Raw genomic sequence first — 25,259 nt, 5'->3', positions numbered from 1 at the left:
TCCCGATCCCGAGGAGTGCGGAGGAGGACCGTTCATGCACCGCGAGAGCGACAAGCACGGCCCGATCACGGACGACGAGCTCAAGCACGAGCTGGAGGGCACGCTGCGCGGCAACCGGCCGAGCCGGGCCGAGGAGTGGCGCGACCCCGAGCCGCCCGCGGACGACGACGTGACCGTGCCGGGCATCGACGAGCCCCGCTGAGGCCGGCGGCCGGCGGTCGCCCCCGCCGCCGCCGGCCGCCCGATCCACCGCCGCCCGATCCACCGCCGCCCGATCCACTTCGGACGGTTGTTCGATGTTGCTGAAGTGGCACGGGGAGCAGCGGCGGCGTTGACCGTCCCGAGTGGCGTCACTAGCGTCGATCGCGTGACTGCTGAACGCATCGCCCCCGTTGTCCCGACAGACGACCTCGCCGGCGCGGTCGAGCGGTGGTCGGCGTTGCTCGGCGTCGCGCCGACCTTCGTCGACGGCGACCGCTGGGCCCAGTTCGACGTCGCGGGCGGGCGGCTGGCCCTGTCCGGGGCGGACCGCGTGCACGACGGCCCGGCCGTGCTGGTGAAGGTGCCCGACGTCGAGGAGGCCCGGACCAGGGCGCAGGCCCTCGGCTTCCGGGTCGGCGAGATCACCACCGGACCGCACGAGCGGCGGTGCGTCGCCGTGGGCCCTGACGGCTACGCGGCGATCCTGCACAGCCCGCTCGGCTGACCCGCCCCGCGGGTCCGGCGGAGGGCCGGCCCCGGCCCGCGCGCACGCCGGCACGCGCGGGCCGGAGACCGGGGTCAGGCGACGAACCCCACCGTCAGCAGCAGGTTCGCGTAGAGCCTCCCGTCGCCGGTGGCGACGCACACCGCCAGCTCCGGCGCGCGGCAGGCCGCGTAGAACTCCTGGCGCGGCAACGGCCGCAGCGGCAGGTCCGGCCCGAGCAGGCGGGCGTAGTCGGCCCACACCCCGGGGGTGCTCGAGTCGTCCGGCCGCATGGTGTGCACGGCCTCCACGGGGATCGCCGACAGCACCGGTTCCAGCACCTCGTCCACCGACACGAGGCCGGGGCGCAGGTTGAGGTGGATGACCTCGGCGCGGTGGTGGACGTTGGTCCGGTGCGCGTAGTTGGCGTCGGCGAGCAGGACCTTCGACCCGTGGCCCGCCGTGGCCAGGGCGTTGAGCAGCGGCGGGTGGAGCAGGGGGTAGCGCAGCACTGGGGTCACTCCAGGATGAACGTGGCGTCGGCGCGTGCGACGGCGTCGGGCGTGGTGGTCAGGTTGACGGTCGTGCCGTTGTGGCGGAGGTACCGGCCGGGGAAGTTCTGGGCCTCGAAGGACACCGCCGAGCCGTCGGCCAGGCCGGCGCGGCGGAAGAAGGACGCGTCGGCGCGGAAGGCGGCGGTGCCGTCGGCGCGCTCGACCCAGAACTCGTAGTTGCGGTGCCGCAGGTAGTAGCCGGGGAAGTTCGTGGACTCCAGCGACACCGTGCCCGAACCGCTCAGGCCCGTGACGACCCGGAACTGCGAGTCGGCCAGCGGGGTGGGGTTCGCCTCGACCCGGGCCCGGTAGTCCCAGTGGCGGACGAACCGGTCGGGGTAGTTGAAGGACTTGAGCCGCACGGGCGTCGCGCCGTCGGCCACGGGGATGCCGAGGTTCGGCGTGCCGTCGGCGTTCCAGTAGACCTTCTGCACGCGGGTGCGCCGGTTGGGGTCGTTGAGGGGGTCGCCGGAGATGTCGCGGTAGTTGCGGTCGTGGTAGACCAGGACGTCGCTCTGGCCGTCCTCGGACACCGTGAACGAGTTGTGCCCCGGGCCGTACTGCCCGGTGGCGGCGTTGGTGGCGAACACCGGGTCGGCGCTCTTGGTCCAGGACGCCGGGTTGAGCAGGTCGGCCGACGCGGACGCGGTCAGCATGCCCAGGCAGTAGTTGGCGTCGGTGGCGCTGGCGGAGTAGGTGAGGAAGACCCGGCCGTTGCGCTGGATGGCGGTGGGCCCCTCGGCGACCTTGTACCCGCGCGTCTCCCAGGCCAGCGTCGGCACGGTCAACCGGGCCACCGCGCCGGTGATCGTCCACGGGTTCGCGCCCATGCGGGCCAGGTAGAGGTTCGAGTTCGTGGCGATACCCGGCTCGGCCTGCGCCCAGGTCAGGTAGCGCACGCCGTTGACGACGAAGGTCGACATGTCCAGCGAGAACGTGTCCCAGGGGACGTTGACCCGCCCCCGCTCGGTCCAGGTGCCGGTCAGCGGGTTGGCGCTCGCGTTCTCCAGCACGTACGGGCGGATGCGCCAGACGTCGTCCGCGCGGCCGGCGGCGAAGTAGACGTACCACTTGCCGTTGACGAAGTGGATCTCCGGCGCCCAGATGTGCGCGCCCATGTCACCCGACGAGTGCTTGCGCCAGATCACCGACTCGGCCGCGGTGGCCAGGCCCTGGATCGTGGTGGCCCGGCGCAGGACGATCCGGTCGTACTCCGGCACGGTCGCGGTGAAGTAGTAGTAGCCGTCGGTGTGCTTGAAGATGTGCGGGTCGGCCCGCTGGTTCGCCAGCGGGTTCGCGTACTGCGCGGCGGGTGACGCCTGCGCGGCGGGGGCCACCGCCAAGCCCGCCAGCGCGGTGAGGGCCGCCACCGCGACCACCGCCAACCTGCGGGCTGTCCACCGGGGAACGGCACTGTCCATCGGTTCCACTCCATCGTGGCGCGTCGGGATGCGGCTGTTAACGCTAACAGCGCAGGTCGGCGTGCCTCAATACCCAGTTGTGCGGCCGATGCATGCCCCGCCGAGGGCATGAGACACCCGAGGCTCACCGAGCTGAGCAAACGCGCTGGTGGCGGGCGAGATGAGTCGGCAGGTCTGGTGTTAGCGATAACAATGCGCTAGTTTCCCGGAACACCCACGACCCGCCGGGTGGGCGGACCTGACTCTCCCCTCGTCCGCCCGCCCGGTTCCACCGGTCGGGTCAGGCGCCGGACTCGCGCCGTTCCGCCATCGTGTCGGGCGCGGACTCGGGCACCTCGGTCCGCACGTCGGAGTCGCGCAACACCTCCCGGGCCTGCGCCTCGGGGTCGGCGCTGCCGGTGTTCCGCTCCTCCGGCAGGAGCGCGGCCCTGGTCCGCGCGCGGCGGTCGACGTCGTTGCGCCGGTCGAACACCTCCGGCCGGTCGAGGTCGTGCTCGCGCCTGGTGGCCTCTTCCTCGTCGGGCGACAGCTCGGTCACGCCGAGGTCCAGCGGTTCCTGATCGGTCATGCGGTTGCCATACCCACTCCGCCGCCGCTTGACGCCACCGCCGGCCCTTGCCCACCCCCGAGCCTTGCCCACCCCCGAGCCTTGCCCACCTCCGACCCCTGCCCGTCCCGACCTTTGCCCGACCCGACCCTTGCTCGCCCCGACCCTTGCTCGCCCCGACCCTCGCTCGCCCCGACCCTCGCTCGCCCCGACCCTCGCTCGCCCCGATCGGCCCGCGCTACCGTGCCGTGAACCGCTCCGGGGCCCGGCCGACCCGCGCCGCAGTCCACTGAGGACATTCCACCGGTCGCACCGGGAGCGCCCGCCTCGTTCGACCCGGACCCGCCCGCCTTCACCCCCGTGAGGTGGCCCGAAGTCCGATGAGCACACCACCCGGCCCTCCCCGCAGCGCGGCCCGACGCCCGCACGGCCGCCGAAGTGGCCATTGACGTGGGCGCAACCTGCTCGTAACCTCCCGGAAAGCGCTTTCCTCGTCCGGGGTGTCACGCGGGGCGGCGGCCGAGACCGGAGGGTCCGAATCATGGGTGCACTGAAACGGTTCAGATTACTGGCGGCGGCGTCGGTCGTCGCGCTGCTGGCCGCGTGCGGCAGCAGCGGCGACAGCGGCGACCAGGACCAGGCCGGTCCCGCCACGCTGCGCTTCTCGTGGTGGGGCAACGCCGAGCGCGCCGAGCTGATGCAGAGGGCCGTCGACCTCTTCCAGAGCCGCAACCCCGACATCAAGGTCACCCCCAGCTTCCAGGAGTTCGAGGCGTACTGGCAGAAGATGGCGACCGAGACCGCCGGCGGCAACGCGCCCGACGTGCTCCAGACGGACTTCGCCTACCTGCGCGAGTACTCCGACCGCAACGCCCTCTACGACCTGAAGGAGCAGGAGGGCGGGAACCTCGAACTGGCGGACCTGCTGCCCGGCCTTCGGGGGGCGGGCGAGATCGGCGGCAAGCTGTACGGCGTGCCCGCCGGCGGCAACACCTGGGGCTACGTCTATAACCCCGCGCTGTTCGCGCAGGCCGGCGTCGAGGAGCCGAAGGACGGCTGGACCTGGGACGACTACCGCCGGGCCATGACCACGATCACGCGGAAGACCGGCGTGCACGGCGGTGGCGCGTACATCGGCAGCTACTACAACCTCGAACTGCAACTGCGCCAGGAGGGCAGGCTCCTCTACACCGAGGACGGCAAGATCGGCTTCGACGAGGCGCGCCTGGCGGAGTTCTTCGAGGAGGGCGCGGCGCTGGCCCGGGACGGCGTGACGCTGCCGATCGAGAAGAGCGTGCAGATCAAGCCGGCGCACCCGCTGGAGCAGGACCTGGTTGCCGGCGACCTCGCGTGGGACAACTTCCTGGCCCGCTACGACAAGGGCGCCAGGGCGGAGTTGCGGCTCGGCCCCGTGCCGACCGACCACCGGGGCACCGAGGGGCAGTACCTCAAGCCGTCGATGCTGCTGAGCGTGTCGCGGAGGACCAAGCACCCGGCCGCGGCGGCGAAGCTGGTCTCGTTCCTGGTCAACGACCCCGAGGTGGGCAGGATCTTCGGCGCGAACCGCGGCCTGCCGCCGACCAACGCCCAGCGCGCCGCCGCGCGGTTGGAAGGCCCGCTGGCCGCCGTGGCCGCGTACGAGGACCGGTTGAAGGACCGGTTCGGCAGGACCCCGCCCGCGCCGCCGAAGGGCGCCGGCGCGCTGGAGCAGTCCTTCACCCGGATCTGCGAGGAGCTGCAGTACGGCCGCGTGTCCGTGGACGACGCCGTCGACCAGTTCTTCACCGAGGTCGAAGAGACCCTCGGGTCGTGAGCCGGGCGACGATGGCGCCGGACCGCGCCGGGGTCGCCGCGGCGGGTCCGGGCGGGCGGACCCGCCTGCCCGGCGACGGCCTGGCCGGCTACCTGTTCCTGTCGCCGTGGCTCCTCGGCGTCCTGCTGCTGACCCTCGGCCCCATGGTGACCTCGCTGTACCTGTCGTTCACCGACTACGACCTGTTCAACGCGCCCACCTGGGTCGGGTTGGAGAACTACGAGCGGATGTTCTCCGACGCGCGCTGGCTGCGGTCGGTCGGCGTGACCGCGCTGTACGTGGCGCTGGCCGTGCCGGTCAAGCTGGCCGCCGCGCTCGGGATCGCGCTGCTGCTGAACACCGAGCGCGCGGGTCGGGGCTTCTACCGGGCCGCGTTCTACGGGCCGTCGCTGATCGGCGGCAGCGTCGGCGTGGCGATCGTGTGGAAGACGATGTTCGGCGACGACTCGGTGGTCGACCAGCTGCTGCGGCGGTTCGGCGTCGACACCGGCGGCTGGGCGGGCAACCCCGACTTCTCGCTGCTCATGCTGGTGCTGCTGGCGACGTGGCAGCTCGGCGCGCCGATGGTGATCTTCCTGGCGGGGCTCAAGCAGGTGCCGCGGGAGCTGTACGAGGCCGCCGAGGTCGACGGCGCGGGGCGGGCCCGGCGGTTCCGGTCGATCACGCTGCCGATGATCTCGCCGGTGCTGTTCTTCAACCTGCTGCTGGAGACGATCAACGCGTTCCAGGTGTTCACGTCGGCGTACGTGGTGGGCGGGCCGAACGGCCAGCCGGCCGGCAGCACGCTGTTCTACACGATCTACCTGTTCGACCGGGGCTTCGGCGACTACCGCATGGGTTACGCGTCGGCGATGGCGTGGGTGCTGCTGCTCGGCGTCGGCCTGGTCACCGCGTTCCTGTTCCGCACCGCGCGGGGGTGGGTCTTCTACTCCGGGGACCCGGGGGACGGGCGGTGAAGCCGGGAGGGGCGCTGCGCCGGGTGGCGTGGCACGTCGGCGCGCTGCTGCTGCTCGCCGTCGTGCTGTACCCGATCGTGTGGGTGGCGGCGGCGACGTTCAAGCCGTCGGGCGACATCGTCGGCAGCCTGCGCCTGCTGCCGACCGAACCGACCACCGCGAACTACGAGCGCGTGTTCGGCGGGGTCTTCGGGATCGGCCTCGGCCGGTTCTTCTGGAACTCGGCGGTGCTGGCGGTGCTGTCGGTCGTCGGCACGGTCGTGTCGTCGGCGCCGACGGCCTACGCGTTCGCCCGCCTGCGGTTCCGGGGGCGGTCGACCCTGTTCGCGGTCATGATCGCCACGCTGCTGCTGCCGTTCCACGTGTTGGTCGTCCCGCAGTACGTGGTGTTCCAGAACCTCGACCTGATCGACACCTACGTGCCGTTGCTGGCGGGCAGGTTCCTGGCGACCGAGGCGTTCTTCGTGTTCCTGGTCGTGCAGTTCATCCGGCAGCTGCCGCGCGAGCTGGACGAGTCGGCGAAGCTGGACGGCGCCAACCACTGGGGCGTGTTCTGGCACGTCGTCCTGCCGCTGTGCCGGCCCGCGCTGATCACGACGGCCATCTTCACGTTCATCTGGAGCTGGAACGACTTCTTCGGGCCGCTGATCTACCTGAGCACCCCGGAGAAGTACCCGCTGCCGCTGGCGTTGCAGCTGTTCATCGACGAGGCCGCCGGGTCGGACTTCGGCGCGTTGATGGCGATGTCGGTGCTCGCGCTGGTGCCGGTGGTCCTGTTCTTCCTGTTCTTCCAGCGGTTCCTGGTGGAGGGCGTGTCGACGTCCGGGCTGAAGGGGTGAGGCGGTGAAGGGGTTCTCGCTGTTCGCCGAGTGCCTGACCGCGGGGGTGCTGGTGCTGCTCGCCGCCGTGCCGGTGGTGACGTTGCTGCCGGCGGTGGCGGCGGGGTGCGCGCACATCAAGGCGCACGTCGACGGCGAGGCGACTTCGTTGCGGGCGTTCTTCGGGCGGGTGCGGGCCGGGTTGCCGGGCGGGTGGGTGGCGTCGGTGGGGGTGGTGGTCGGGTTCGCCGTGCTCGTGGTGGACGTGGTGGTGCTGCGGGAGCGGGTGGCGGGGGGCGGGTTCGTGGCCGTCGTGTGCGGGGTGGTGGCGGTGGGGCTGGCCGTGGTGGTGCTGCGGGCGGCGGCGGCGTGGGCTCCGGGTGCGGGGTGGGCGGCCGTGCTGCGCGAGGGCGGGCGTCGGTCGGTGGCGGACTTCGGGGGGTCGCTGCTGTTGGTGGTGGCGCTGGCCGTGCTGGTGGTGGTCACCTGGCAACTGCCGCCGTTGGTGGTGCCGATGGTCGGGTGCGTGGTGATGGCGGCGGTGGCGGTGGATCGTCGGGAGCGGTCGGTCGCGCGGGGTGCCGCTTCCCGGTAGGGTGCGGCTGAGCAGGGGTTTTCCGGGTTCGCTGGTTGCTCGAACGGGTGAACTTGGATCGGGGTTGGAACGGTAACGCCGTTATCTAGCCGCTCGGACGTCGGTTGGAACAACGAGGCCGGCAACCAACCCGTGCCCTCGCCCGGCCGGCCGCAGCCCCGTTCGGCCTCGCCCGGCAGGCGGCGGGGAACGTGCCCGCCGGGGCGGGTCGGGGCGCGGCGAGTGGCGAAGCGCGGGCGGGCCGAGGCGGGGCGGGACAGGCGGGCCGAGGCAGGCCGAGTCCGGCCGAGCTGAGGCAGGCTGAGCTGAGGCAGGGTGGGCCGAGTCAGGCCGAGCCGAGGCGGGGCGGGCCAAGGCGGAGCGGGACAGACGGGCGGGATAGGCGGGGCGGGGCGCGTCCGTGGCTGTGGCCGTGGCCGTGGCTGTGGCCGGACGAGGGGTGCGTGCGGTGGTGGGTGGTCAGGTGCTGGCGCGGTGGATCAGGGTGGACGGGTAGAACGTCACAGGCGGGTGGGGGTGGCGGTCCAGCAGGGTGGTGGCGGCGGCTGTGGCGATGGCTTCCACCGGGTGGGTGGTGGTGGTCAGGGCGGGGTGGGTCAGGCTGGTGACGGGGAGGTCGTCGAAGCCCGCGACGGCGACGTCGCCCGGGACGTCGATCCCCTTGCGGCGCAGGGCGTCCAGCGCGCCCAGGGCCGACAGGTCGCCCAGGGCGAAGATGGCGTCCGTGTCCGGCCAGCGCGCCATCACCTCGGTCGCCGCGCGGTCGCCGCGCGCCGCCGTGAAGTCGCCCTCGACCACGCGCGGCGGGGTGGAGGCGGCCTCCGCGGCACGGCGGTAGGCGGTCAGGGCGCGGTGCGTGCACGGGAGCCACGAGGGGCCGGCGATCATCGCTATCCGCCGCCGCCCCGTGGCCAGCAGGTGCTCCACGACGTTCGTCGCGCCCCCGGCGTTGTCCACGTCGAACGACGGCACGTCGCGCGACCCCACGCCGATCGCCGCCACCCGGCCGCGCGCCGTGCGCGGGACCGCGGCCAGCGCCGCGGGGGTCGGGTTGACCACGACGACACCGCCCACGTCACGGCTCTCGGCCAGCCGCACCAACTCCGCCGGGTCGTGCAGCGGCAGCCAGTGCAGTGACACGCCCACCGACCGCGCCGCGGCGGTCACGGCGGTCGCGGCGGTCACCCGCGCCACGTACGGGTCGTTGACCACGTGCGCGGTGTGGCCGCCGACGGCGATGGCGATCCGCGTGCCGCCGCCGCGCGTCGCCAGGGCCCGGGCCACCGGGTCGGGCGTGTAGCCCAGTTCCCGCGCCGCCGCGGCCACCCGGTCCCGGGCGGACGGGGAGGCGTGACCCCGGCTGCTCAGGGCGCGGGACGCGGTCGCCGCCGAGACCCCCGCCCGCCGGGCCACGTCGGCCAACGTCGCCTTCCGCCGCTGTCCCGCCACGACGGCCAGTGTGCCGGCTGCCGCGCCTTGTGGTGGAAGCGCTTCCACGTGTGGGGTCGACGTACTCGACACCGGAAGAGGGGGAATCGCATGACGACCGGGGTCCGCGCGGCCGGTGTGGCCGTCGCCTTCGGGCTGAACGGGGTCGCCGTGGCGTCCTGGTTCGCCCGCGTCCCCGCCGCGCGGGACGCGTTGGGCCTCGGTCCGGCCGAGCTGGGCGTGCTCCTGCTCGCCATGTCGACCGGCGCGACCCTGGCGATGCTCACGGCCGGCGAGGTGACCCACCGGCTCGGCCCGCGGCGCGCCCTGCGCGCGTCCGTGGTCGGCGTCTCGAGTGGACTGGTCGTCGCGGGCGCGGGGATCGGGGTGTGGCCGTCGGCGGTGACGACCGGGATCGGGCTGTTTCTGCTCGGCTGCGGCTCCGGCACCGGCAACGTCGCCATGAACGTCGAGGCGGCCGAGGTGGAGCGGCTCGTCGGGCGGACCGTCATGCCCCGGTTCCACGCGGTGTGGAGCTCGGGGACGGTGGTGGCCGCCGGGTCGGCGTCGGCGGCGGCGTGGGCCGGGGTGCCGGTGGCGGCGCACCTGGCGGGCGTGGCGGCCGTCACCCTGGTCGGCACGCTGGTCGCCACGCGGTCCTTCGGAGACGGCGGCGGCCAGGGGTCCGGCGCGCGCAGCGGTGTCCTGGCGGCCTGGTCGGAACCGCGCACGCTGCTGATCGGGTTGCTGGTGCTGGTGCTGGCGTTCACCGAGGGCACCGCGAACGACTGGGTGGCGGTGGCGTTCGTGGACGGGCACGCGTTCGCGCCGGCGGCGGGCGCGGTGGTGTTCGGCGTGTTCGTCGCGACCATGACGGCCGGCCGGGTGGTGGGCACGGTCGCTCTCGACCGCTGGGGGCGGGTGGCGGTGCTGGCGGTGACGATGCCGCTGGCGGCCGCGGGTGTCGTGGCGGCGGTGTTCGGCGGTCACCCGGCGGTGGCGGTGGGCGGGGTGGCGTTGTGGGGCCTGGGCACGTCGCTGGGGTTCCCGGTCGGCATGAGCGCGGCGGCCGACGAGCCGGACCGGGCGGCGGCGCGGGTCGGCGTGGTCGCGGTCATCGGGTACACCGCGTTCCTGGCCGGGCCGCCGGTGGTCGGCCTGCTCGGCGACGACGTGGGCGCCCTGCGGGCGCTGCTGGTCGTGCCGCTGCTGCTGGTCCCCGCGCTCGCCCTGGTCCCGGTCCTGCGCCCTACTCCGTCCGCAACGCGGTCGCCGTCGACGTCCGCGCCGCCCAGGTAGCGGCCGGCAGCGCCCCGAGGACGGCGATCAGCAGGCCGCCGACGCCGAGCAGCAGCAGCTCGACCGGCGAGTGGACGGCGAAGGCCGACGCGGGCAGGCCGATCCCGGCCCGCTCCCCCATCGCCGGCAGCACGGCGGCGTGCAGCGCGACGCCGGCGGGCACGCCGACCGCGCCGCCGACCGCCCCGACGAGCACGACGGAGGCGACGACCATCGCGGTGACCTGCCGGGGTGTCATGCCGAGTGCTTTGTGGACACCGAGGTCGCGGACGCGCTCGCGGGTGTCGAGGACGACGGCGTTGAGCACGCCCAGGGCGGCGACGGCGACGAGCACCAGGGTGAGCGTCGCGGTGAGGGCGTCGATCAGCACGATGGTGTCGCCGGCCTGCCCGGACCCGCCGGGGCGCGCGGTCGCGCCGAGGGGGCGCAGGGCGGTGTTCAGGTCGGCGAGGTAGGCGGTGACGTCGGTGCCGGGCCGCACCGCGACGTGGTGGCCGGTCTCCTCCGCCCCGGCGGGGAAGGTGGCGGCGTCGGTGAGCACGACCATGCCGTCGTTGCCCATCTCGAACACGTCGCCGACGATCCGGACGGTGACGTGGCGGTCGCCGTCGTCGAGGGTGACGGTGTCGCCGACCCGGGTGCCGGTGGCGGTGAGGAACGGCGTGGGCGCGACCGCCTCGCCGGGCCGCTCGAACCACCGCCCGGAGACCATGCGGTAGCCGTCCCAGGTGGCGTCGCCGGTGAAGGAGACGACCGTCGTGGTGCCGGGGACCCCGGCGACGGTGACCGGGGTGCTGCCGGTGCGGTAGTGCGCCCGCGTCCCCGGTTGGGCGTCGACGACCGCGGACACCGCGGCCGGGTCCGCGTCACCGCCGCGGTGGTGGGAACCGGGGCCGGGGCCGGGGCCGGGGCCGCCGATCGTCACGTCGGCCGAGTCGTGGTCGCGGGCGGCCTGCACCTCGGCGAGCGAGGACGCGAGGCCGACGGCGAAGGTGACCGCGGTCGCGCCGAAGAGGACGGCCGCGACCATCGCCGCGGCACGGGCGGGTCGCGCGAACGGGCGGGCCAGGCCGAGGCCGGCCGGTCGGGGCACGGGCAGGCGGGCGGCCAGGCGCGCGGCCCACCGGCCGCGGCCGGGGCGCGGGGTGCGGCCGACCGCGATCGCGTCGACCGTGCGCAGTCGCCCGGCTCGCAGCGCGCTGAGCCACGCCGTCAGCGCGACGAGCCCGAGCGCGCACGCGACCACCACGACGTTCACCCGGGGGGACACGGTCAGGTTCACCGCGCCGTAGACGTCCTCGGTCTCGGCGAGCACCGGAACGGCCAGGAGGTTGCCGGCCACGACGCCGGCCGCGGTGCCGATCGCGGCAGGCACCAGGGCTTGGGCCAGGTAGGCCCACACCACCTGGGCCGGGGTGAAGCCGAGGGCCTTGAGCACGCCGATCCGCCGCGTGCCCGCGCCGACCGCGCCCGCGACCACGTTGCCGACCACGAGCAGCGACATGACCAGGCCCAGCACGCCGAACGCGACGAGGAACGGCACGAACACGGCCACGGCGCGGTCGGCGGCCTTCTTGAGCACCAGCCACGACTGGGAGCCGGCCAGCGCGTCCGGTGGCGTCGCCGCCGCCACCGCGGCACGGGCCGCGTCGACCTGCTCGGTGGTGTCGGCGGACGTGAAGCGGTACAGCACCTGGTAGCCCTCGGGCGCGGTGATCCAGGACGGGGGCGCCCAGGCGTCGGCGGTGCGGCCGGCCGACCGCGCCAGGCCGACGACGGTGAGCGCGGAGCCGTCGGCGAGGGTGAGGCGGCGGCCGAGGCCGGAGCCGGTCGGCGAGTGCGCGTACGGGCTGTCGGCGGACAGCACGACCTCGCCGGGCGCGTCGGCCCACGTGCCCCCGGTCAGGGTCACGGCGTCCACCGCGTCGCCGCCGGGGTCGGTCCGGCCCACGACCGTGAGCGGTGACGACCCGCCCGGCCCGCCTTCCGGGGTGACGGTCACGACCGGGAACGGCCCGACCGACGCCGTGACGCCCGCGACCGGGTTCAGGAGCTGCGCCGCGGTCGTTCTGGCCGCGTCGAACCGGACGGACAGGTGCGGGCCGCGCTGCTCGGCGAACGCCCGGTCGAACGGCGCGGCGGACGCCACCAGCAGCGACCCGCCGAGCACCGACGACGTGACCGCCATGCCGGTGGCCAGGCCGATCACGGCCGTCTGCACCCGGCGGCGGGCCACGCCCGAGCGCACGACACGGCCCAGGGCGCTCATCGGGCCCCCTCCGCGGTCTCGTCGCCCGCGATCCGGCCGTCGACCAGCCGCACGGTGCGGCGCGTGCAGGACCGCGCCAGGGCGAGGTCGTGCGTGACGACGACGAGGGTCTGGCCGGCGGCGTTCAGCTCGGTGAGCAGCGCCCCGACGTCCTGCCCGGAGGCGGTGTCGAGGGCTCCGGTGGGCTCGTCGGCGAGCAGCAGAGCCGGCCGGTTCACCAGCGCCCTGGCCACGGCGACGCGTTGCCGCTCGCCGCCGGACAGCCGGCCGGGGTAGGCGTCGGCGTGGCGGGCGACGCCGAGCCGGTCGAGCAGTTCCGCCGCGCGTTCGGCCGCCGCGCGGCGGTTGGTGCCGGCCAGCCGGGCGGGCAGCACGACGTTGTCGGTGACGGTGAGGTCGTCGAGCAGGTTGAAGAACTGGAAGACCAGGCCGACGCGGGCCCGCCGGTGCCGGGCGGAGGCGGCTTCGCCGAGCGCGTCGACCCGCACCCCGTCCACGGTGACCGTGCCGCGGTCGGGTCGGTCCAGCCCGGCGATCAGGTTGAGCAGCGTGGACTTGCCGCTGCCGGACGGGCCGAGGACCGCGACGGCCTCCCCCTCCCGCACGGTGAGCGTCACGTCGCGCAACGCCGGTGGCCCGTCGTCGTACCCGCGGCTCACGTCGCGCAGCTCGATCACCGGCGTCGTCATGGTGGTGCTCCCTGGTTCGTCCCGGATTCGGCGCGGTGGACGCTAGGAGCGCGGTGGTCGGCGGCGCGTCGGTCCGGCGGGGCATTTCCGGTAGCCCGCCGGGACGACGCGGCGGCGGTGTCATCCTCGGGAGGTAGTCCGGCGGTGCGGGCGGAGGGGTCGTGCGGGTGGATGTCCGGCCGCCGGGTGGTCGGTGAGAATGGCCGGGTGACGATCACGCCGGTGGTGCGGCGGCTGCGGTCCTGGGCCGCCCTGGCGGTGGTGCCGACGGGTCCGCCGCCCCGGCCGACCGCGCGCAACCTCGTGTTCGACGCGGTGCTGGCGCTGGTCATCGGCATCGTGTCGGTGCGGTACGGGATGGACTCCCAGGACGTGCCGCAGCGGGTGGTGATCGGCGGCCTGATCACGCCCGTGCCTCCCCCGCCACCGCCGCCGTCGGAGGAGGACGCGTTCGGCGTGGCGCTGGTCGCCGTCGTGGCCGCGGTGCCGTTGGCGTTGCGCCGCCGCTACCCGCTGGCGGTGCTGTGGGTGGTGCTGTACGCGACCCTGGTGACGCCGCTGGACACGCCGAGGCCGACGTTCTGCGCGTGCGTCGTCGCCGCGTACTCCGCCGCCGCGTACAGCCCGTACCGGCCGCCCGCGTTCGCGGGCCTGGCGGCGCTGGTCCTGGCGGTGGGCGTGGTCCGGGACTCCGAGCTGCCCGTGGTGCCCGACGAGTACGTGCCGCTGCTGGTGCTGGTGCCGCTGATCGTGGCGGCGAACGGCCTGCGCACGTGGAAGATCCGCACGGACCGGGGTCGGGCGCAGGTCACCGCGCTGGAGCGGGAGCAGGCGGAGGCGCTGCGGCGGGCGGTCGAGCACGAGCGGGCGCGCATCGCCCGCGAGCTGCACGACGTGGTGACCCACCACGTCAGCGTGATGACGATCCAGGCGGGCGCGGCGCGCAAGGTGATGGCGTCCGCGCCGGAGCAGGCGCGGGAGGCGCTGCTGGCGGTCGAGGCGGGCGGCCGGGCGGCGATGACGGAGTTGCGGCACGTCATGGGGCTGCTGACGGTGGACGGCACGACCGCCGCCGACCTCGCGCCGCAGCCGGGCCTGGACCAGGTGGAGGCGTTGGTGGCGCGGGTGCGGGAGACCGGGGTGCGGGTCGGGTCGACGGTGACCGGGGAGCCGCGGCCGCTGCCGCCCGGGGTGGAGCTGGCGGCGTACCGGGTGGTGCAGGAGGCGTTGACGAACGCGGTCAAGCACGCCTCCGGCGGGTCGGTGTCGGTGACCGTGGACCACGGTGACGACCGGTTGCGGGTGGACGTGGTCGACACCGGCGGCACGCCGGGTCCGGGCGCGGCCGGCGGGAACGGGCACGGGCTGATCGGGCTGCGGGAGCGCCTGGCGGTGTACGGCGGCACGCTGGAGGCCCGGCCGCGGCCCGGCGGCGGGTACCAGGTCACCGCGTCGATCCCGGTGGGGGCGCGGTGAGCGGGCCGCTGCGGGTGGTGGTCGCCGACGACCAGGTGCTGGTGCGCACGGGGTTCCGGATGATCCTCACCGCCGACGGCATCGACGTCGTGGGCGAGGCCACGAACGGGCTGGAGGCCGTGGACGCCGTGCGGCGCACGGTGCCCGACGTGGTGCTGATGGACATCCGGATGCCGGAGCTGGACGGCCTGGCGGCCACCCGCCGCATCCTGTCGGGCGCGGGGCCCGGGCCGCGGGTGATCATCCTGACGACGTTCGACCTCGACCACTACGTCTACGCCGCGCTGTCGGCCGGCGCGAGCGGGTTCCTGCTCAAGGACGTGACGCCGGAGCACCTGGTCGCCTCGGTGCGGATGGTGCGCTCGGGCGACGCGCTGCTGGCCCCGGCGATCACCCGCCGCCTGGTGGAGCGCTTCGCCGACCGCGACGAGGGCGCCGCCGCGCCGCACCGGGACCTGGCCGCGCTGACCCCGCGCGAGCTGGAGGTGCTGCGGTTGCTGGCGCGCGGGTTGAGCAACGCCGAGCTGGCCGCGACGCTGCACCTGTCGGAGGCCACGGTGAAGACGCACGTGGCGCGCATCCTGGCCAAGCTGGGGTTGCGCGACCGGGTGCAGGCCGTCGTGGTGGCCTACGAGACCGGGCTGGTCACGCCCGGCGGGCGGGGGTGACGCTCAGCGCCGCCGGTCGAGCGGCGTCCACTGCGGGGCGCCGAGTGCGGCGGCGACCCCCTCGGCCCGGCGGCGGTGCCCGGCGGCGCGGTCGTGGTGCCCGAGGAGGTCGGCCAGGGCGGCGAGGTAGCGGTCGACGGGTCCGAACGCGACCAGGCCGCTGCCGCCGGCCAGCTCGCCGGCGGCCGGCAGGAGCCGGTCGTAGAGGAGGGCCGCGGTCGCCCGGTCGCCCGCCTCGACGGCGAGGACGGCGTGCAGGCACGTCCGCGCTTCGAGCATCAGGTCGTGGGGCGGGTCGGGCACCGCGGCGGGTTCGCCGGGAGCCGGTGCGCCGAGCGGCCGGACCCACGGCGCGTAGGGGCCCGGGTCGCCGTCCCCCGCGTCGCCGAGGCTCAGCAGCGCCAGCGGCAGCAGCCCCCGCTCCACGCCCGGCATGCCCGCACCGGCGAGGCGGGACGCGGCGGCGCGGTAGGCGGCGCGCGCCTCGTCCCGCCGCCCGGTCACGGCCAGGCGCAGGGCGCGGTACCAGGTGGTGAAGACGCCGACCAGCGGCAGGTCGTGGCGCTCGGCGAGGGCGTCGGCCGCGGCGGCGTGGTGGTCGGCGGAGGCGAGGTCGGCCGACGCCGTGCGGGACTGCACCAGGACCAGGTGGCCGAGGACCTCGAACGGCACCAGGCCGTGCCGGGACGCCAGGGCCAGCAGCTCATCGCCGATCAGGGCCCGCCGCGGCGCGAGGCCCGCCCGGTGGCAGGTGTGCAGGAACCGGCCGTTCAGGGCCATGGCGAGCAACGACGGGTCGTCCAGCCGGCGGGCCAGGGCCTCGGCCTCGCGGGCCGCTTCACGGCCGCGCCCGCCCCGGTCGCCGCGCCGTTCCACCGCGATCGTGACCAGCAGCCGCGCGCGTTCGGCGTCGTGACCGGGCGGCAGGGCGGCCAGGGCGCGCTCGGCGGCCTCGGCGAGCCGGGCGGACAGGGCCTCGTCGTCGTTGGTGGTCCAGATCGCGGGCACGTCGAACGCGCCGACCGTGCGGGCGACCAGCACCGGGTCACCGCCCGCCCCGGTGACCGCCTCGGCCCGGTACCGGCGAGCCTGTTCCAGGTCCCCGGTCACGGCCAGCGCCCGCACCAGGCCCGTCAGCGCCGCCAACCGGTCGGTCCCGGGTCGGGCCAGGGTCTCGCGCCACAGCGCGGCGGCCTGGTGCGGCGCGAACCGGCGTTCGGCCCGCTCGGCGGCGGCCCTCGTCCAGCGGGCGGTGCGGGCGGGGTCGACCCGGTCCCCGGCCCGCAGCAGGTGGTGGGCGACGGCTTCCACGTCGTCGGGGCGCACGCGTTCGACGAGGTCGGCGGCGGTGGCGTGCCACCGGGTGCGGCGGGCGCGCGGGAGGTCGCCGTACAGCGCCTCGTGCACGAGCGCGTGGTCGAACCGGAGCCGGTCGGCGCCCTGCTCGACCAGGAAGCCGGCGAGCAGCGCCGACTCGACCGAGTCGAGCACCGCGTCCTCGTCGCCCGCGAGGGGCACCAGCACGTCGAGGTCGAACTCCAGGCCCAGCACCGACGCCTGGCGCAGGTGCGTGCGGGTGGTCGGGGTGAGCCGGGCGAGGCGGTGACGGATGACGTCGCGGACGCCGGCGGGGACGGTGCTCAGCGCCGGGTCGGTCTCCCACAGGCGGGCCAGCTCGCGGACCAGGAACGGGTTGCCCGCGCTGCGGGCGTGGAGGGCGAGGACGTCGGCGTCGGTCGGCTCGCGGCCGGTGAGGGCCTCGACCAGCTCGCGCACCCGCGGCGCGGTCAGCCCGCCCAGGTGCACGCGGGTCGGCTCGGCGCGGGCCGCCCGGCCCAGCGCGGCGGTCAGGGCGGGCGGCACCTCGGTGGCGCGGTAGGTCGCCACGACCAGCACGCGACCGGCGTCGGGGTCGGTCGCCAGCGACGTCACCAGCGCGAGGGTGTCCTCGTCGGCCCGGTGCACGTCGTCGAACACCAGCAGGACCGGGCGCCGCAGCCCGGCCAGGGCGGCGGCGACGGCGCGGTGCCGCTCGAACCTCGTCGCGGCGACGACGTCGGGGAGCCCGAGGGCGTCGGCGATCCGCGTCCACGGCCAGGCGGTCGGGGCGTCCTCGGCGCACTCGCCCCACGCGGTCCTCCAGCCCTCGGCGGCGAGCCGGTCCGCCAGCCGCCGCGCCAACGCCGTCTTGCCCGCGCCCGCCGTGCCGGAAACGAGCGCCAACCGGCCGCCCGTGCGCGCGGCCCGGTCCAGCTCGGCCAGCTCCTCCGCCCGACCGACGAACGGGTGCGGCGGGGTGGCTGCCGAGGGGGTGACTGCCGACGGGGTGACGGCCTGCGGGGTCAGGTTCGGCGCCTGCGCGAGGATGTCGGTCTCCAGCGACCGCAGGGCGTGGCCGGGGTCGACGCCCAGCTCCTCCCGCAGCACCTCGCGGGACTCGCGCAGCGCGGCCAGCGCCTCGCCCTGCCGCCCGGTGCGGTAGAGGGCCAGCGCGAGCAGCCGGCGGCCGTCCTCCCGCAACGGGTGCGCGGCGACGTGCGCCCGCAGCTCCGGCACCGCCTCCGCGGCCCGCCCGAGCGCCAGCGCCGCCTCGGCCCGCCGTTCCACGGCCAGCAGCCGCGACTCGTCCAGCCGGACCGCCTCGGCGCGGGCCCACGGCAGGTCGGCGAACTCGGCGTAGGCCGGACCGCGCCACAGGGCGAGCGCGTCGTCCAGCAGCGCGTGGGCGTCCTGTGGGGACAGTCGCGCGGCCTCGGCGACGGCGGCCTCGAACCGGCGCGCGTCCACCTCGCCGGACCGCAGCGCGTAACCCGGCGGCACGGTCACCAGCAACCGGGACGGCGTCCGGGGTGGACGGTCCGGTTCGAGGGACTTCCGCAGCGCGCCCACGAACGTCTGCACCGCGCCCAACGCGCCCTCCGGCGCGTCACCGCCCCAGAGGTCGTCGATCAGGCGGGTGACCGGCACCACCCGGCCGCCCGCCACGAGCAGGCGGGCCAGCACGGCGCGGTGGCGCGGGCCCCTCAGGTCCACCGGCCCGCGCTCGTCGACGGCCTCCAGCGGCCCCAGCACCCGAAAAAGCACCATCGCCGACAACGTAGCCGACCGCGTGCTGACCGAACGCTGATCGGGCTCGCCCACAGTGGTGCCGACGACCCGATCGAGACCCCGGAGCGGACATGACCACCTCTTTCAGCAAGCAGCGCGTCACCGTCGCCGACGGCGTGGCGCTCACCGCCGCCGTCGGCGGCTCGGGCAGCCCCGTCGTGCTGCTGCACGGCTTCCCGCAGACCCACCTGATGTGGCGGCACGTCGCCGCCGACCTGGCCGCCGACCACACCGTCATCTGCCCCGACCTGCGCGGCTACGGCGACAGCGACAAGCCGGCCGACGACGGGCGCACGTACGCCAAGCGCACCATGGCCGCCGACGTCGTCGCGCTGGCCCGGGCGCTCGGGCACGAGCGGTTCGCGTTGGCGGGCCACGACCGGGGCGCGCTGGTCGCCATCCGCGCCGGCCTCGACCACCCGGACGCGGTCACCCACCTGGCGTCGCTGGACGTGCTGCCGACCCTGGACACTTGGGAGGTGATGCGCGGCACGAGCGCCGCCGTCGGCTTCCACCTGTACCTGATGGCGCAGCCGCCCGGCCTGCCGGAGACCATGATCGCCGCCTCGGCGGACGCGTTCTTCGGCCACTTCCTCGACCTCTGGGCCACCGACCCCGCCGCGATCCCCGCCGACGTGCGCGCGGCCTACCTGAAGGCGTCCCGCGAGGCGGTCCCGTCGATCGTCGCCGACTACCGGGCGTCGGCGACCGCGGACGTCGAGGACGACCTGGCGGACCGCGCGGCGGGCAACCGGCTGCGGATGCCGGTGACCGTGCTGCAGCAGGACTGGGGCGCGGCGCTCGGCTTCGACGCCGCCGCCCGGTGGCGGGAGTGGGCGCCCGACCTGGAGCACCGGACCGTCTCGTGCGGCCACTTCATGGCCGAGGAAGCGCCCGGCGAGGTTGTCAAGGCCCTGCGGTCCCTGCTGGCCCGTCCCGCTCCGGCCGCCCGGGGCGCCGCGACTGCTCCGGGCGACGCGCCCGCAGCGAGCCGGGGCGGGCCTTCAGCGACGGGTCGCGCCGCGTCTTGACCAGGCTGGCCACCGTGACCACCGCCAGCACCACCAGGATGACGGCGAGGCTCAGCAGCGTGGGCACCTCCGGCACGCGCGGGTCCACGTCCTCGTGCGCCCAGTGCAGCACCAGCTTCACGCCGATGAACGCCAGGATCAGCGACAGGCCCGTCGACAGGTACACCAACCGGTCCAGCAGGCCCTTCACCAGGAAGAACAGCGCCCGCAGGCCGAGCAGCGCGAACGCGTTGGCGGCGAAGACGACGTACGGCTCGGACGTGATGCCGAAGACCGCGGGGATGGAGTCCAGCGCGAACAGCACGTCGATGCTGCCGATGGCCAGCAGCACCACGAACAGCGGCGTGGCCTCGCGCCGGTCGTTGGCGTGGGTGAACAGCTTGCCGCCGTCGTAGTCGTCCGCGATCGGCAGGACCCGGCGCGCGGTCTTGACCACGAGGTTGTCCTCGACGTCCGGGTCCTCGTCGCGGTGGCGGAACAGCTGCACGGCCGTGTAGAGCAGGAGCAGGCCGAAGATCAGGAACACGAAGGAGAACAGGGACAGCAGGGTCGCCCCGAGCGCGATGAAGACGGCGCGCAGGGCGAGGGCCAGCGCGATGCCGAAGGTCAGCACCTTGTGCTGGTGCTCCTCGGGCACGGCGAACGTCGACATGATGATCACGAAGACGAACAGGTTGTCGACCGACAGGCTCTTCTCGACCAGGTAGCCGACGAAGTACTCGGTGCCCGCCTCGCCGCCGTGCGCCCAGGTGAACCACACGCCGAACAGCAGGGCCAGGAGCACGTAGCAGACCGACCAGGCGGTGGCCTCGCGGATCTTGACCTGGTGGGGCCGGACGACGGCGAGCACGAGGTCGACCGCGAGCAGCACGAGGACGATCCCGATCGTCACCGCCCAGGTGAGCCCTCCGATGTGGGACACGGTCACCGACCCCGGGATCGGGTCGGGTCGCCCGGCTGCGCGGTCACGCGTTCCCCCTCCTGGCGGCCGGGGTGCGGACGCCCGGCTCGAACCGGCGGAGGAGTACCCGCGCCCGTCGGGCGGCTAACCGGGGCGACCTCCCCCGACCGTGTGAAACCCGATCACGCGCCCCGCGGCGGATCGGACCCCCGTATTCCGCCGGCCCGGGTTCCGTGGGATCGCCATACCACGGTCAATGCTGTCGGAAAATCTCCCACTTGGCCGCTGTGCGGTAACACGGTGGCTCCTAAGCTGCACTTCCGACGACCCCTGCCGCACCCCCGCGCCGACCCGCGCTCCGCCGGGTCTGCGGGGGCTGCCCGTCGAAAGGACGTTCCCCCATGACCACCGGTCGATTCCGCACCGCCGTCGTGGCCGCCGCCGCCGCCCTGCTCACCGTCACCGGGTTCGCCACCGGGCTCACCGCCACGGCCGTCGCGGCTCCCGCGCAGGCCGTCGAGGACACCGCCTTCTCCCCCGCCGCCGACACCCCGGTCACCGCGCTGGTCACCAAGCTGACCCACTCCCAGGCCGCCTCCCGCTTCCGCACCGCGGGCATCACGTGGTCCTCCAGCGGCGGGTGCAGCGACCGCAACAACTCCACCTGCACGTCGTTCGAGCAGATCAACCTCACCACGGTCCAGGGCGCCGAGACGCTCAAGCGGGCCACCGGCTGCGCGCTCAACATCACCGGCGGCACCGAGACCGGCCACGCCAGCGGCACCTACAGCCACTGGAACGGCTACAAGCTCGACTTCAGCCTCTCCACCTGCCTGACGAACTACATCCGCGGCACCTTCACCTCCATCGGCGGCAGCAAGTGGCAGTCCGCCTCCGGGAACGTCTACTACCTGGAGAGCAACCACTGGGACGTCACTTACTACAACTGCGGCGGCTGCTGACACCGTCGCGCGAGGAGGGGGACCGGCCGCGCCCGCGACCGGTCCCCCGCGACGTCACCCGAACCCCGCGGCCCGGAACCGAACCGGTCCCGGGCCGCGGTGGTTCACACCCGGGCCGGCACCTTGTCCGTTGTGGACTCCGTCGCACGAGCCGGGTCCTCGTAGGCGGTCGTGCCGCGGAAGCCGCGCAGCCGCAGGCTGTTCGACACCACGAACACCGACGAGAACGCCATCGCCGCGCCCGCGATCATCGGGTTGAGCAACCCGGCCGCCGCCAGCGGCAGCGCGGCGACGTTGTAGGCGAACGCCCAGAACAGGTTGCCCTTGATCGTGGCCAGCGTCCGCCGGGACAGCCGGATCGCGTCCACCGCCGCGCGCAGGTCGCCCCGCACCAGCGTCAGGTCGCTCGCCTCGATCGCCGCGTCCGTGCCGGTGCCCATGGCCAGCCCGAGGTCCGCCCTGGCCAGCGCGGCGGCGTCGTTCACGCCGTCACCGACCATCGCCACGACCTTGCCCTCGCCCTGCAACCGGCTGATCACGTCGACCTTGTCCTTCGGCAGCACCTCGGCGATGACGTCGGTGATGCCGACCTCCGCCGCGACCGCCCGCGCCGCCGCCTCGTTGTCACCGGTCAGCAGCACCGGCGTGAGGCCCAGCCCGCGCAGCCGCCGGACCGCCTCGGCCGACGTCGGCTTCACGGTGTCCGCGACGACCAGCACCGCCCGCGCCTCGCCGTCCCACGCGACCAGCACCGCGGTGCGCCCCTTCTCCTCCGCCGCGCGCTTGGCCGACGCCAGCGGTTCGTCCAGCCGCACGCCCCACTCGGCCAGCAGCCGCTCCCGGCCGACGATCACGGCGTGCCCGTCGACGACGCCCTGCACGCCCAGCCCTTCGAGGTTCTGGAACCCCTCCACGGCGGGCAGGTCGCCGACCCGCTCCACCGCGCCGGCCGCGACGGCCCTGGCGATCGGGTGCTCCGAGGCGTGCTCCAGCGCACCCGCCAGCCGCAGCACCTCGTCCTCCGCCACCCCGGCCGCCACGTGCGCGGACACGAGGCTCATCCGCCCGGTGGTCACGGTGCCGGTCTTGTCCAGCACCACCGTGTCCACCCGCCGGGTCGACTCCAGCACCTCCGGCCCCTTGATCAGGATGCCGAGCTGCGCGCCGCGCCCGGTGCCGACCAGCAGCGCGGTCGGCGTGGCCAGGCCCAGGGCGCACGGGCACGCGATGATCAGCACCGCGACCGCCGCCGTGAACGCCGCCGACGCGCCGCCGCCCGCGCCGAGCCAGAACGCCAGCGTGCCCACGGCCAGGGCGATCACGACCGGCACGAACACCGCCGAGATCCGGTCGGCGAGCCGCTGCGCCTCGGCCTTGCCGTTCTGCGCGTCCTCGACCAGCCTGGCCATCTGGGCGAGCTGCGTGTCACCGCCGACCCGCGTCGCGCGGACCACCAGCCGGCCGCCCGCGTTGACCGTCGCACCGACCACGGCGTCGCCGGGACCGACCTCGACGGGCACGGACTCGCCGGTCAGCATGCTCGCGTCGACCGCCGAGCTGCCCTCCACGACGACGCCGTCCGCGGCGATCTTCTCCCCCGGCCGCACCACGAACGAGTCGCCCGCGGCCAGGTCGCCGACCGGGACCCGCACCTCGCGGCCGTCCCGCAGCACGGCGACGTCCTTGGCGCCCAGTTCCAGCAACGCCCGCAGCGCCGCGCCCGCCCGCCGCTTGGACCGCGCCTCGAAGTAGCGGCCCGCCAGGATGAACGTCGTCACCCCGGCCGCCACCTCCAGGTAGATCGCGCCGGCGCCGTCGGAGCGCGAGATGGTCAGCTCGAACGGGTGCGTCATGCCGGGCGTGCCCGCGGTGCCGAAGAGCAGCGCGTACAGCGACCAGGCGAACGCCGCCACCGTGCCCATCGAGATCAGCGTGTCCATCGTGGCCGCGCCGTGGCGCAGGTTCGCCCACGTCGCCCGGTGGAACGGCCACGCGCCCCACACCAGCACCGGCGCCGCCAGCGCCAGCGAGATCCACTGCCAGTGGGTGAACTGCAGCGCCGGCACCATGGCGAGCAGCACCACCGGCACGGACAGCGCGGCGGACACGACCAGCCGCTGCCGCAGCGCCGCCGTCGGGTCCTCCTCCGCGACCGACTCCTCCGGCTCGGCCGCGGGCAGGGCGGCCTGGTAGCCGGCCGCCTCCACCTGCTCCACGAGCGAGCGCGGGTCGAGGTCGTCCGGGAAGGTGACGCGCGCCTTCTCCGTGGCGTAGTTCACCGTCGCGGTCACGCCGTCGAGCTTGTTCAGCCTGCGTTCGATCCGGGCCGCGCACGAGGCGCAGGTCATGCCGGTGATCGCCAGTTCCACCTGCGTGTCAGCCATGGCCGTGCTCCTTCTCCCCCTCGTCGTGCGCACCCGCCGTCGCCACGGTGAACTCGGCGGTGCGCACCACCCCGTCGTGCCGGAAGTCCAGGAACAGCCGGTAGCGGCCGGCGGACGGCACCTCCGCGACGAACCCGATCTCCGGGCCGGCGGACGTCCTGCCGTCGCCGGGCGCGCCCTCGGGGTGCACGTGCAGGTAGGCCAGGTCGCCCTCGCGCAACGCCACCAGGTGACCGTACGCCGCCAGGTAGGGTTCGAGGTCGGTGACCGGGGTGCCGCCCCGGCTGACGGTCAGCCGCACCGGGGACGCGCGGCCGGGCACGAGGTCGCCGTCCAGGCGCACCTCGTAACCGTCCACCCGGGCCACCCGGGACGGCGTGTAGGAGCGCGGTTCGAACGCGCCCGGCACGTTCACGTCGACACCGAGCGTGAGCGCCTCGCCCCCGGTCGGCGTGAAGTCGGCGAAGACGCGGTACGTGCCCCCGTCGGTCAGCGCGAGCGGCACGGTCCACGTGCCGTCGGGCGCCATCGCGGGGTGCACGTGCCGGTAGCCGGACGTGTCGCGCCGGATCGCGATGAGGTGCATCCGCTGGTCGTGCTCGACGTCGAAGGCGGTGACCGCCGCGCCGTCGGGTCCGACGACCCGGAAGGAGAAGGTTCCCGCGGTCGGCGTCGGGTCGGTGGGCGTGAGGGTGTACCCGCCCCTGGACGACGCCAGCCCGGCGGGCTGGTCCTGCGCGGTCTCCGCGACGGTGCCGCCGTGGTCGTCCCCGTGCCCGGCGTCCTCGCCGCCGGACGTGCCGTCGTGGCCGCCCGGGGCGGCGTCGACGGCGAGGGGACCGACAGCGCCACCGGCCGCCCAGGCGCCACCGGCGACCAGGGCGAGCACCGCACCGTAGGCGGAGAGCTTCGCTGCTGTGTTCATTTCGGTCAGTCCTCGAGACTGGTGGAGCCCGCCACGACGGGCGGGCTCCGGATCGGCCGTTGTGCCGTTGGTTCTTCTTCTCCCGCCGCCCACCGGGGGCGGCGGGGTCACCGGGTCAGCCGGCGAGGGCGTACCCCGCCTCCTCGACCGCCGCGCGCACGTCCGCCTCGGCGACGGGGGCGGCGCTGGTGACCTTGACCGCGCCGGTCGGCAGGTCGACGTCCACGCCGGTCACGCCGTCGATCTTGGTGACCTCCTCGGTCACGGACGCCACGCAGTGGCTGCAGGTCATGCCGGTGACGGTGAAGGTGGACTCGGCCATCTGGTGCTCCTGGGTTTTCGTCGGTTCGGTTCGGTCGGGGCCGCTCGGCTAGGAGCGCACCAGGCGGGCGATCGCCTCGCTCGCCTCGCGGACCTTCGCGTCGGCCCCGTCCCCGCCTGCGGCGAGGGCGTCGGCCACGCAGTGCTTCAGGTGCCCGTCGAGCAGGCCGAGGGAGACCGCCTGGAGGGCCTTGGTCGCCGCCGCGATCTGGGTCAGGACGTCGATGCAGTACTCGTCGTCCTCCACCATCCGGTGCAACCCGCGGACCTGGCCCTCGACCCGGCGCAGGCGCTTGAGGACTTCTTCCTTGTCGGAGGTGTAGCCCCGCATGTCCCGCTCCCTTCGACACTGGTGCGTGCCCGTCAGGGACATTCATACCCCTGGGGGGTACCTGAGTCAACTCGGACG

22 protein-coding genes and 1 pseudogene are annotated in these 25,259 nt (G+C 74.8%); 11 read left to right on the top strand and 12 right to left on the bottom strand.

Features of this window, described 5'->3' with window-relative positions; genetic code table 11:
- Window positions 1-34: 34 nt before the first annotated feature.
- Together ACIGNX_RS12680 and ACIGNX_RS12675 are read left to right on the top strand one after the other, a co-directional pair.
- A complete protein-coding gene (locus ACIGNX_RS12680; protein ID WP_396539339.1) occupies window positions 35-202 on the top strand; it encodes a hypothetical protein in 168 nt (55 codons plus the stop codon).
- A 165-nt stretch (window positions 203-367) separates the two neighbouring features.
- Window positions 368-706, top strand: a complete 339-nt coding sequence (locus ACIGNX_RS12675) for a VOC family protein (RefSeq protein WP_396539337.1) — start codon at window positions 368-370, stop codon at window positions 704-706.
- A 74-nt stretch (window positions 707-780) separates the two neighbouring features.
- Here the strand turns inward: ACIGNX_RS12675 and ACIGNX_RS12670 are convergent, their stop codons facing one another.
- From ACIGNX_RS12670 to ACIGNX_RS12660, 3 genes are all read right to left on the bottom strand, one after another.
- Window positions 781-1,197, bottom strand: coding sequence for an RbsD/FucU family protein (locus ACIGNX_RS12670; RefSeq protein ID WP_396539335.1), 417 nt, complete (start codon window positions 1,195-1,197; stop codon window positions 781-783).
- A gap of 5 nt (window positions 1,198-1,202) precedes the next feature.
- Window positions 1,203-2,660, bottom strand: a complete 1,458-nt coding sequence (locus ACIGNX_RS12665; protein ID WP_396539333.1) for a family 43 glycosylhydrolase — start codon at window positions 2,658-2,660, stop codon at window positions 1,203-1,205.
- A gap of 280 nt (window positions 2,661-2,940) precedes the next feature.
- A complete protein-coding gene (locus tag ACIGNX_RS12660) occupies window positions 2,941-3,228 on the bottom strand; it encodes a hypothetical protein (protein ID WP_396539331.1) in 288 nt (95 codons plus the stop codon).
- Between the two features lie 520 nt (window positions 3,229-3,748).
- Here ACIGNX_RS12660 and ACIGNX_RS12655 point away from each other — a divergent pair.
- The 4 genes from ACIGNX_RS12655 to ACIGNX_RS12640 are packed head-to-tail and all read left to right on the top strand — an operon-like array spanning window position 3,749 to window position 7,389.
- On the top strand, window positions 3,749-5,020 hold the full coding sequence (locus ACIGNX_RS12655) for an ABC transporter substrate-binding protein (RefSeq protein ID WP_396539329.1): 1,272 nt from the start codon (window positions 3,749-3,751) through the stop codon (window positions 5,018-5,020).
- An 11-nt stretch (window positions 5,021-5,031) separates the two neighbouring features.
- Window positions 5,032-5,976, top strand: a complete 945-nt coding sequence (locus ACIGNX_RS12650) for a carbohydrate ABC transporter permease (RefSeq protein ID WP_396540120.1) — start codon at window positions 5,032-5,034, stop codon at window positions 5,974-5,976.
- Complete coding sequence (locus ACIGNX_RS12645; RefSeq protein WP_396539327.1) at window positions 5,973-6,815, top strand: carbohydrate ABC transporter permease; 843 nt, start codon at window positions 5,973-5,975, stop codon at window positions 6,813-6,815. Before ACIGNX_RS12650 ends, ACIGNX_RS12645 begins: the two co-directional genes overlap by 4 nt.
- Before the next feature lie 4 nt (window positions 6,816-6,819).
- The gene (locus tag ACIGNX_RS12640; RefSeq protein ID WP_396539325.1) at window positions 6,820-7,389 is read left to right on the top strand and encodes a hypothetical protein; all 570 of its coding nucleotides are present in this window, start codon (window positions 6,820-6,822) and stop codon (window positions 7,387-7,389) included.
- Between the two features lie 459 nt (window positions 7,390-7,848).
- Here ACIGNX_RS12640 and ACIGNX_RS12635 read toward each other — a convergent pair whose 3' ends face one another.
- Entirely contained in the window at window positions 7,849-8,838 is a 990-nt protein-coding gene (locus ACIGNX_RS12635) for a LacI family DNA-binding transcriptional regulator (protein WP_396539323.1), read from the bottom strand.
- Window positions 8,839-8,928: 90 nt separating this feature from the next.
- Between ACIGNX_RS12635 and ACIGNX_RS12630 the strand changes: the two genes are divergently transcribed.
- Window positions 8,929-10,116, top strand: coding sequence for an MFS transporter (locus ACIGNX_RS12630; protein ID WP_396539321.1), 1,188 nt, complete (start codon window positions 8,929-8,931; stop codon window positions 10,114-10,116).
- Here ACIGNX_RS12630 and ACIGNX_RS12625 read toward each other — a convergent pair.
- Complete coding sequence (locus tag ACIGNX_RS12625; protein ID WP_396539319.1) at window positions 10,067-12,385, bottom strand: FtsX-like permease family protein; 2,319 nt, start codon at window positions 12,383-12,385, stop codon at window positions 10,067-10,069. The two genes, ACIGNX_RS12630 and ACIGNX_RS12625, sit on opposite strands and share 50 nt — an antisense overlap.
- Window positions 12,382-13,074, bottom strand: a complete 693-nt coding sequence (locus ACIGNX_RS12620) for an ABC transporter ATP-binding protein (RefSeq protein WP_396539317.1) — start codon at window positions 13,072-13,074, stop codon at window positions 12,382-12,384. Before ACIGNX_RS12620 ends, ACIGNX_RS12625 begins: the two co-directional genes overlap by 4 nt.
- 207 nt (window positions 13,075-13,281) lie before the next feature.
- On the opposite strand from ACIGNX_RS12620, the gene ACIGNX_RS12615 reads away from it, so the two are divergent.
- Window positions 13,282-14,550 (top strand): sensor histidine kinase, encoded by a 1,269-nt coding sequence (locus ACIGNX_RS12615; RefSeq protein ID WP_396539315.1) that lies wholly within the window; start codon window positions 13,282-13,284, stop codon window positions 14,548-14,550.
- Complete coding sequence (locus ACIGNX_RS12610) at window positions 14,547-15,218, top strand: response regulator (protein WP_396539313.1); 672 nt, start codon at window positions 14,547-14,549, stop codon at window positions 15,216-15,218. The genes ACIGNX_RS12615 and ACIGNX_RS12610 overlap by 4 nt, the downstream gene beginning before the upstream one ends.
- Before the next feature lie 3 nt (window positions 15,219-15,221).
- Here the strand turns inward: ACIGNX_RS12610 and ACIGNX_RS12605 are convergent, their stop codons facing one another.
- On the bottom strand, window positions 15,222-18,305 hold the full coding sequence (locus ACIGNX_RS12605) for a BTAD domain-containing putative transcriptional regulator (protein WP_396539311.1): 3,084 nt from the start codon (window positions 18,303-18,305) through the stop codon (window positions 15,222-15,224).
- A 92-nt stretch (window positions 18,306-18,397) separates the two neighbouring features.
- Here ACIGNX_RS12605 and ACIGNX_RS12600 point away from each other — a divergent pair, with 92 nt between their 5' ends.
- Window positions 18,398-19,357, top strand: a complete 960-nt coding sequence (locus tag ACIGNX_RS12600; RefSeq protein WP_396539309.1) for an alpha/beta fold hydrolase — start codon at window positions 18,398-18,400, stop codon at window positions 19,355-19,357.
- Here ACIGNX_RS12600 and ACIGNX_RS12595 read toward each other — a convergent pair.
- Window positions 19,284-20,279: pseudogene (locus ACIGNX_RS12595) on the bottom strand (TerC family protein); the annotation flags it as partial. The gene ACIGNX_RS12600 and the pseudogene ACIGNX_RS12595 overlap by 74 nt on opposite strands.
- Before the next feature lie 380 nt (window positions 20,280-20,659).
- Here ACIGNX_RS12595 and ACIGNX_RS12590 point away from each other — a divergent pair.
- Window positions 20,660-21,220, top strand: coding sequence for a hypothetical protein (locus ACIGNX_RS12590; protein ID WP_396539307.1), 561 nt, complete (start codon window positions 20,660-20,662; stop codon window positions 21,218-21,220).
- A 104-nt stretch (window positions 21,221-21,324) separates the two neighbouring features.
- Here the strand turns inward: ACIGNX_RS12590 and ACIGNX_RS12585 are convergent, their stop codons facing one another.
- From ACIGNX_RS12585 to ACIGNX_RS12570, 4 genes are all read right to left on the bottom strand, one after another.
- The gene (locus tag ACIGNX_RS12585; protein ID WP_396539305.1) at window positions 21,325-23,604 is read right to left on the bottom strand and encodes a heavy metal translocating P-type ATPase; all 2,280 of its coding nucleotides are present in this window, start codon (window positions 23,602-23,604) and stop codon (window positions 21,325-21,327) included.
- Complete coding sequence (locus tag ACIGNX_RS12580; RefSeq protein WP_396539303.1) at window positions 23,597-24,529, bottom strand: hypothetical protein; 933 nt, start codon at window positions 24,527-24,529, stop codon at window positions 23,597-23,599. Before ACIGNX_RS12580 ends, ACIGNX_RS12585 begins: the two co-directional genes overlap by 8 nt.
- 115 nt (window positions 24,530-24,644) lie before the next feature.
- On the bottom strand, window positions 24,645-24,851 hold the full coding sequence (locus ACIGNX_RS12575; protein ID WP_366201333.1) for a heavy-metal-associated domain-containing protein: 207 nt from the start codon (window positions 24,849-24,851) through the stop codon (window positions 24,645-24,647).
- Between the two features lie 48 nt (window positions 24,852-24,899).
- Window positions 24,900-25,181 carry a metal-sensitive transcriptional regulator gene (locus ACIGNX_RS12570; RefSeq protein WP_396539300.1) on the bottom strand — a complete coding sequence of 94 codons (282 nt, stop codon included), beginning with the start codon at window positions 25,179-25,181 and terminating at the stop codon, window positions 24,900-24,902.
- Window positions 25,182-25,259: the final 78 nt, after the last annotated feature.

The sequence above is a fragment of the Actinosynnema sp. NPDC053489 genome (genome assembly GCF_044544865.1).
In the GTDB taxonomy this organism is placed as follows: domain Bacteria; phylum Actinomycetota; class Actinomycetes; order Mycobacteriales; family Pseudonocardiaceae; genus Actinosynnema.
This window is presented reverse-complemented; position numbering and strand designations above follow the sequence as displayed.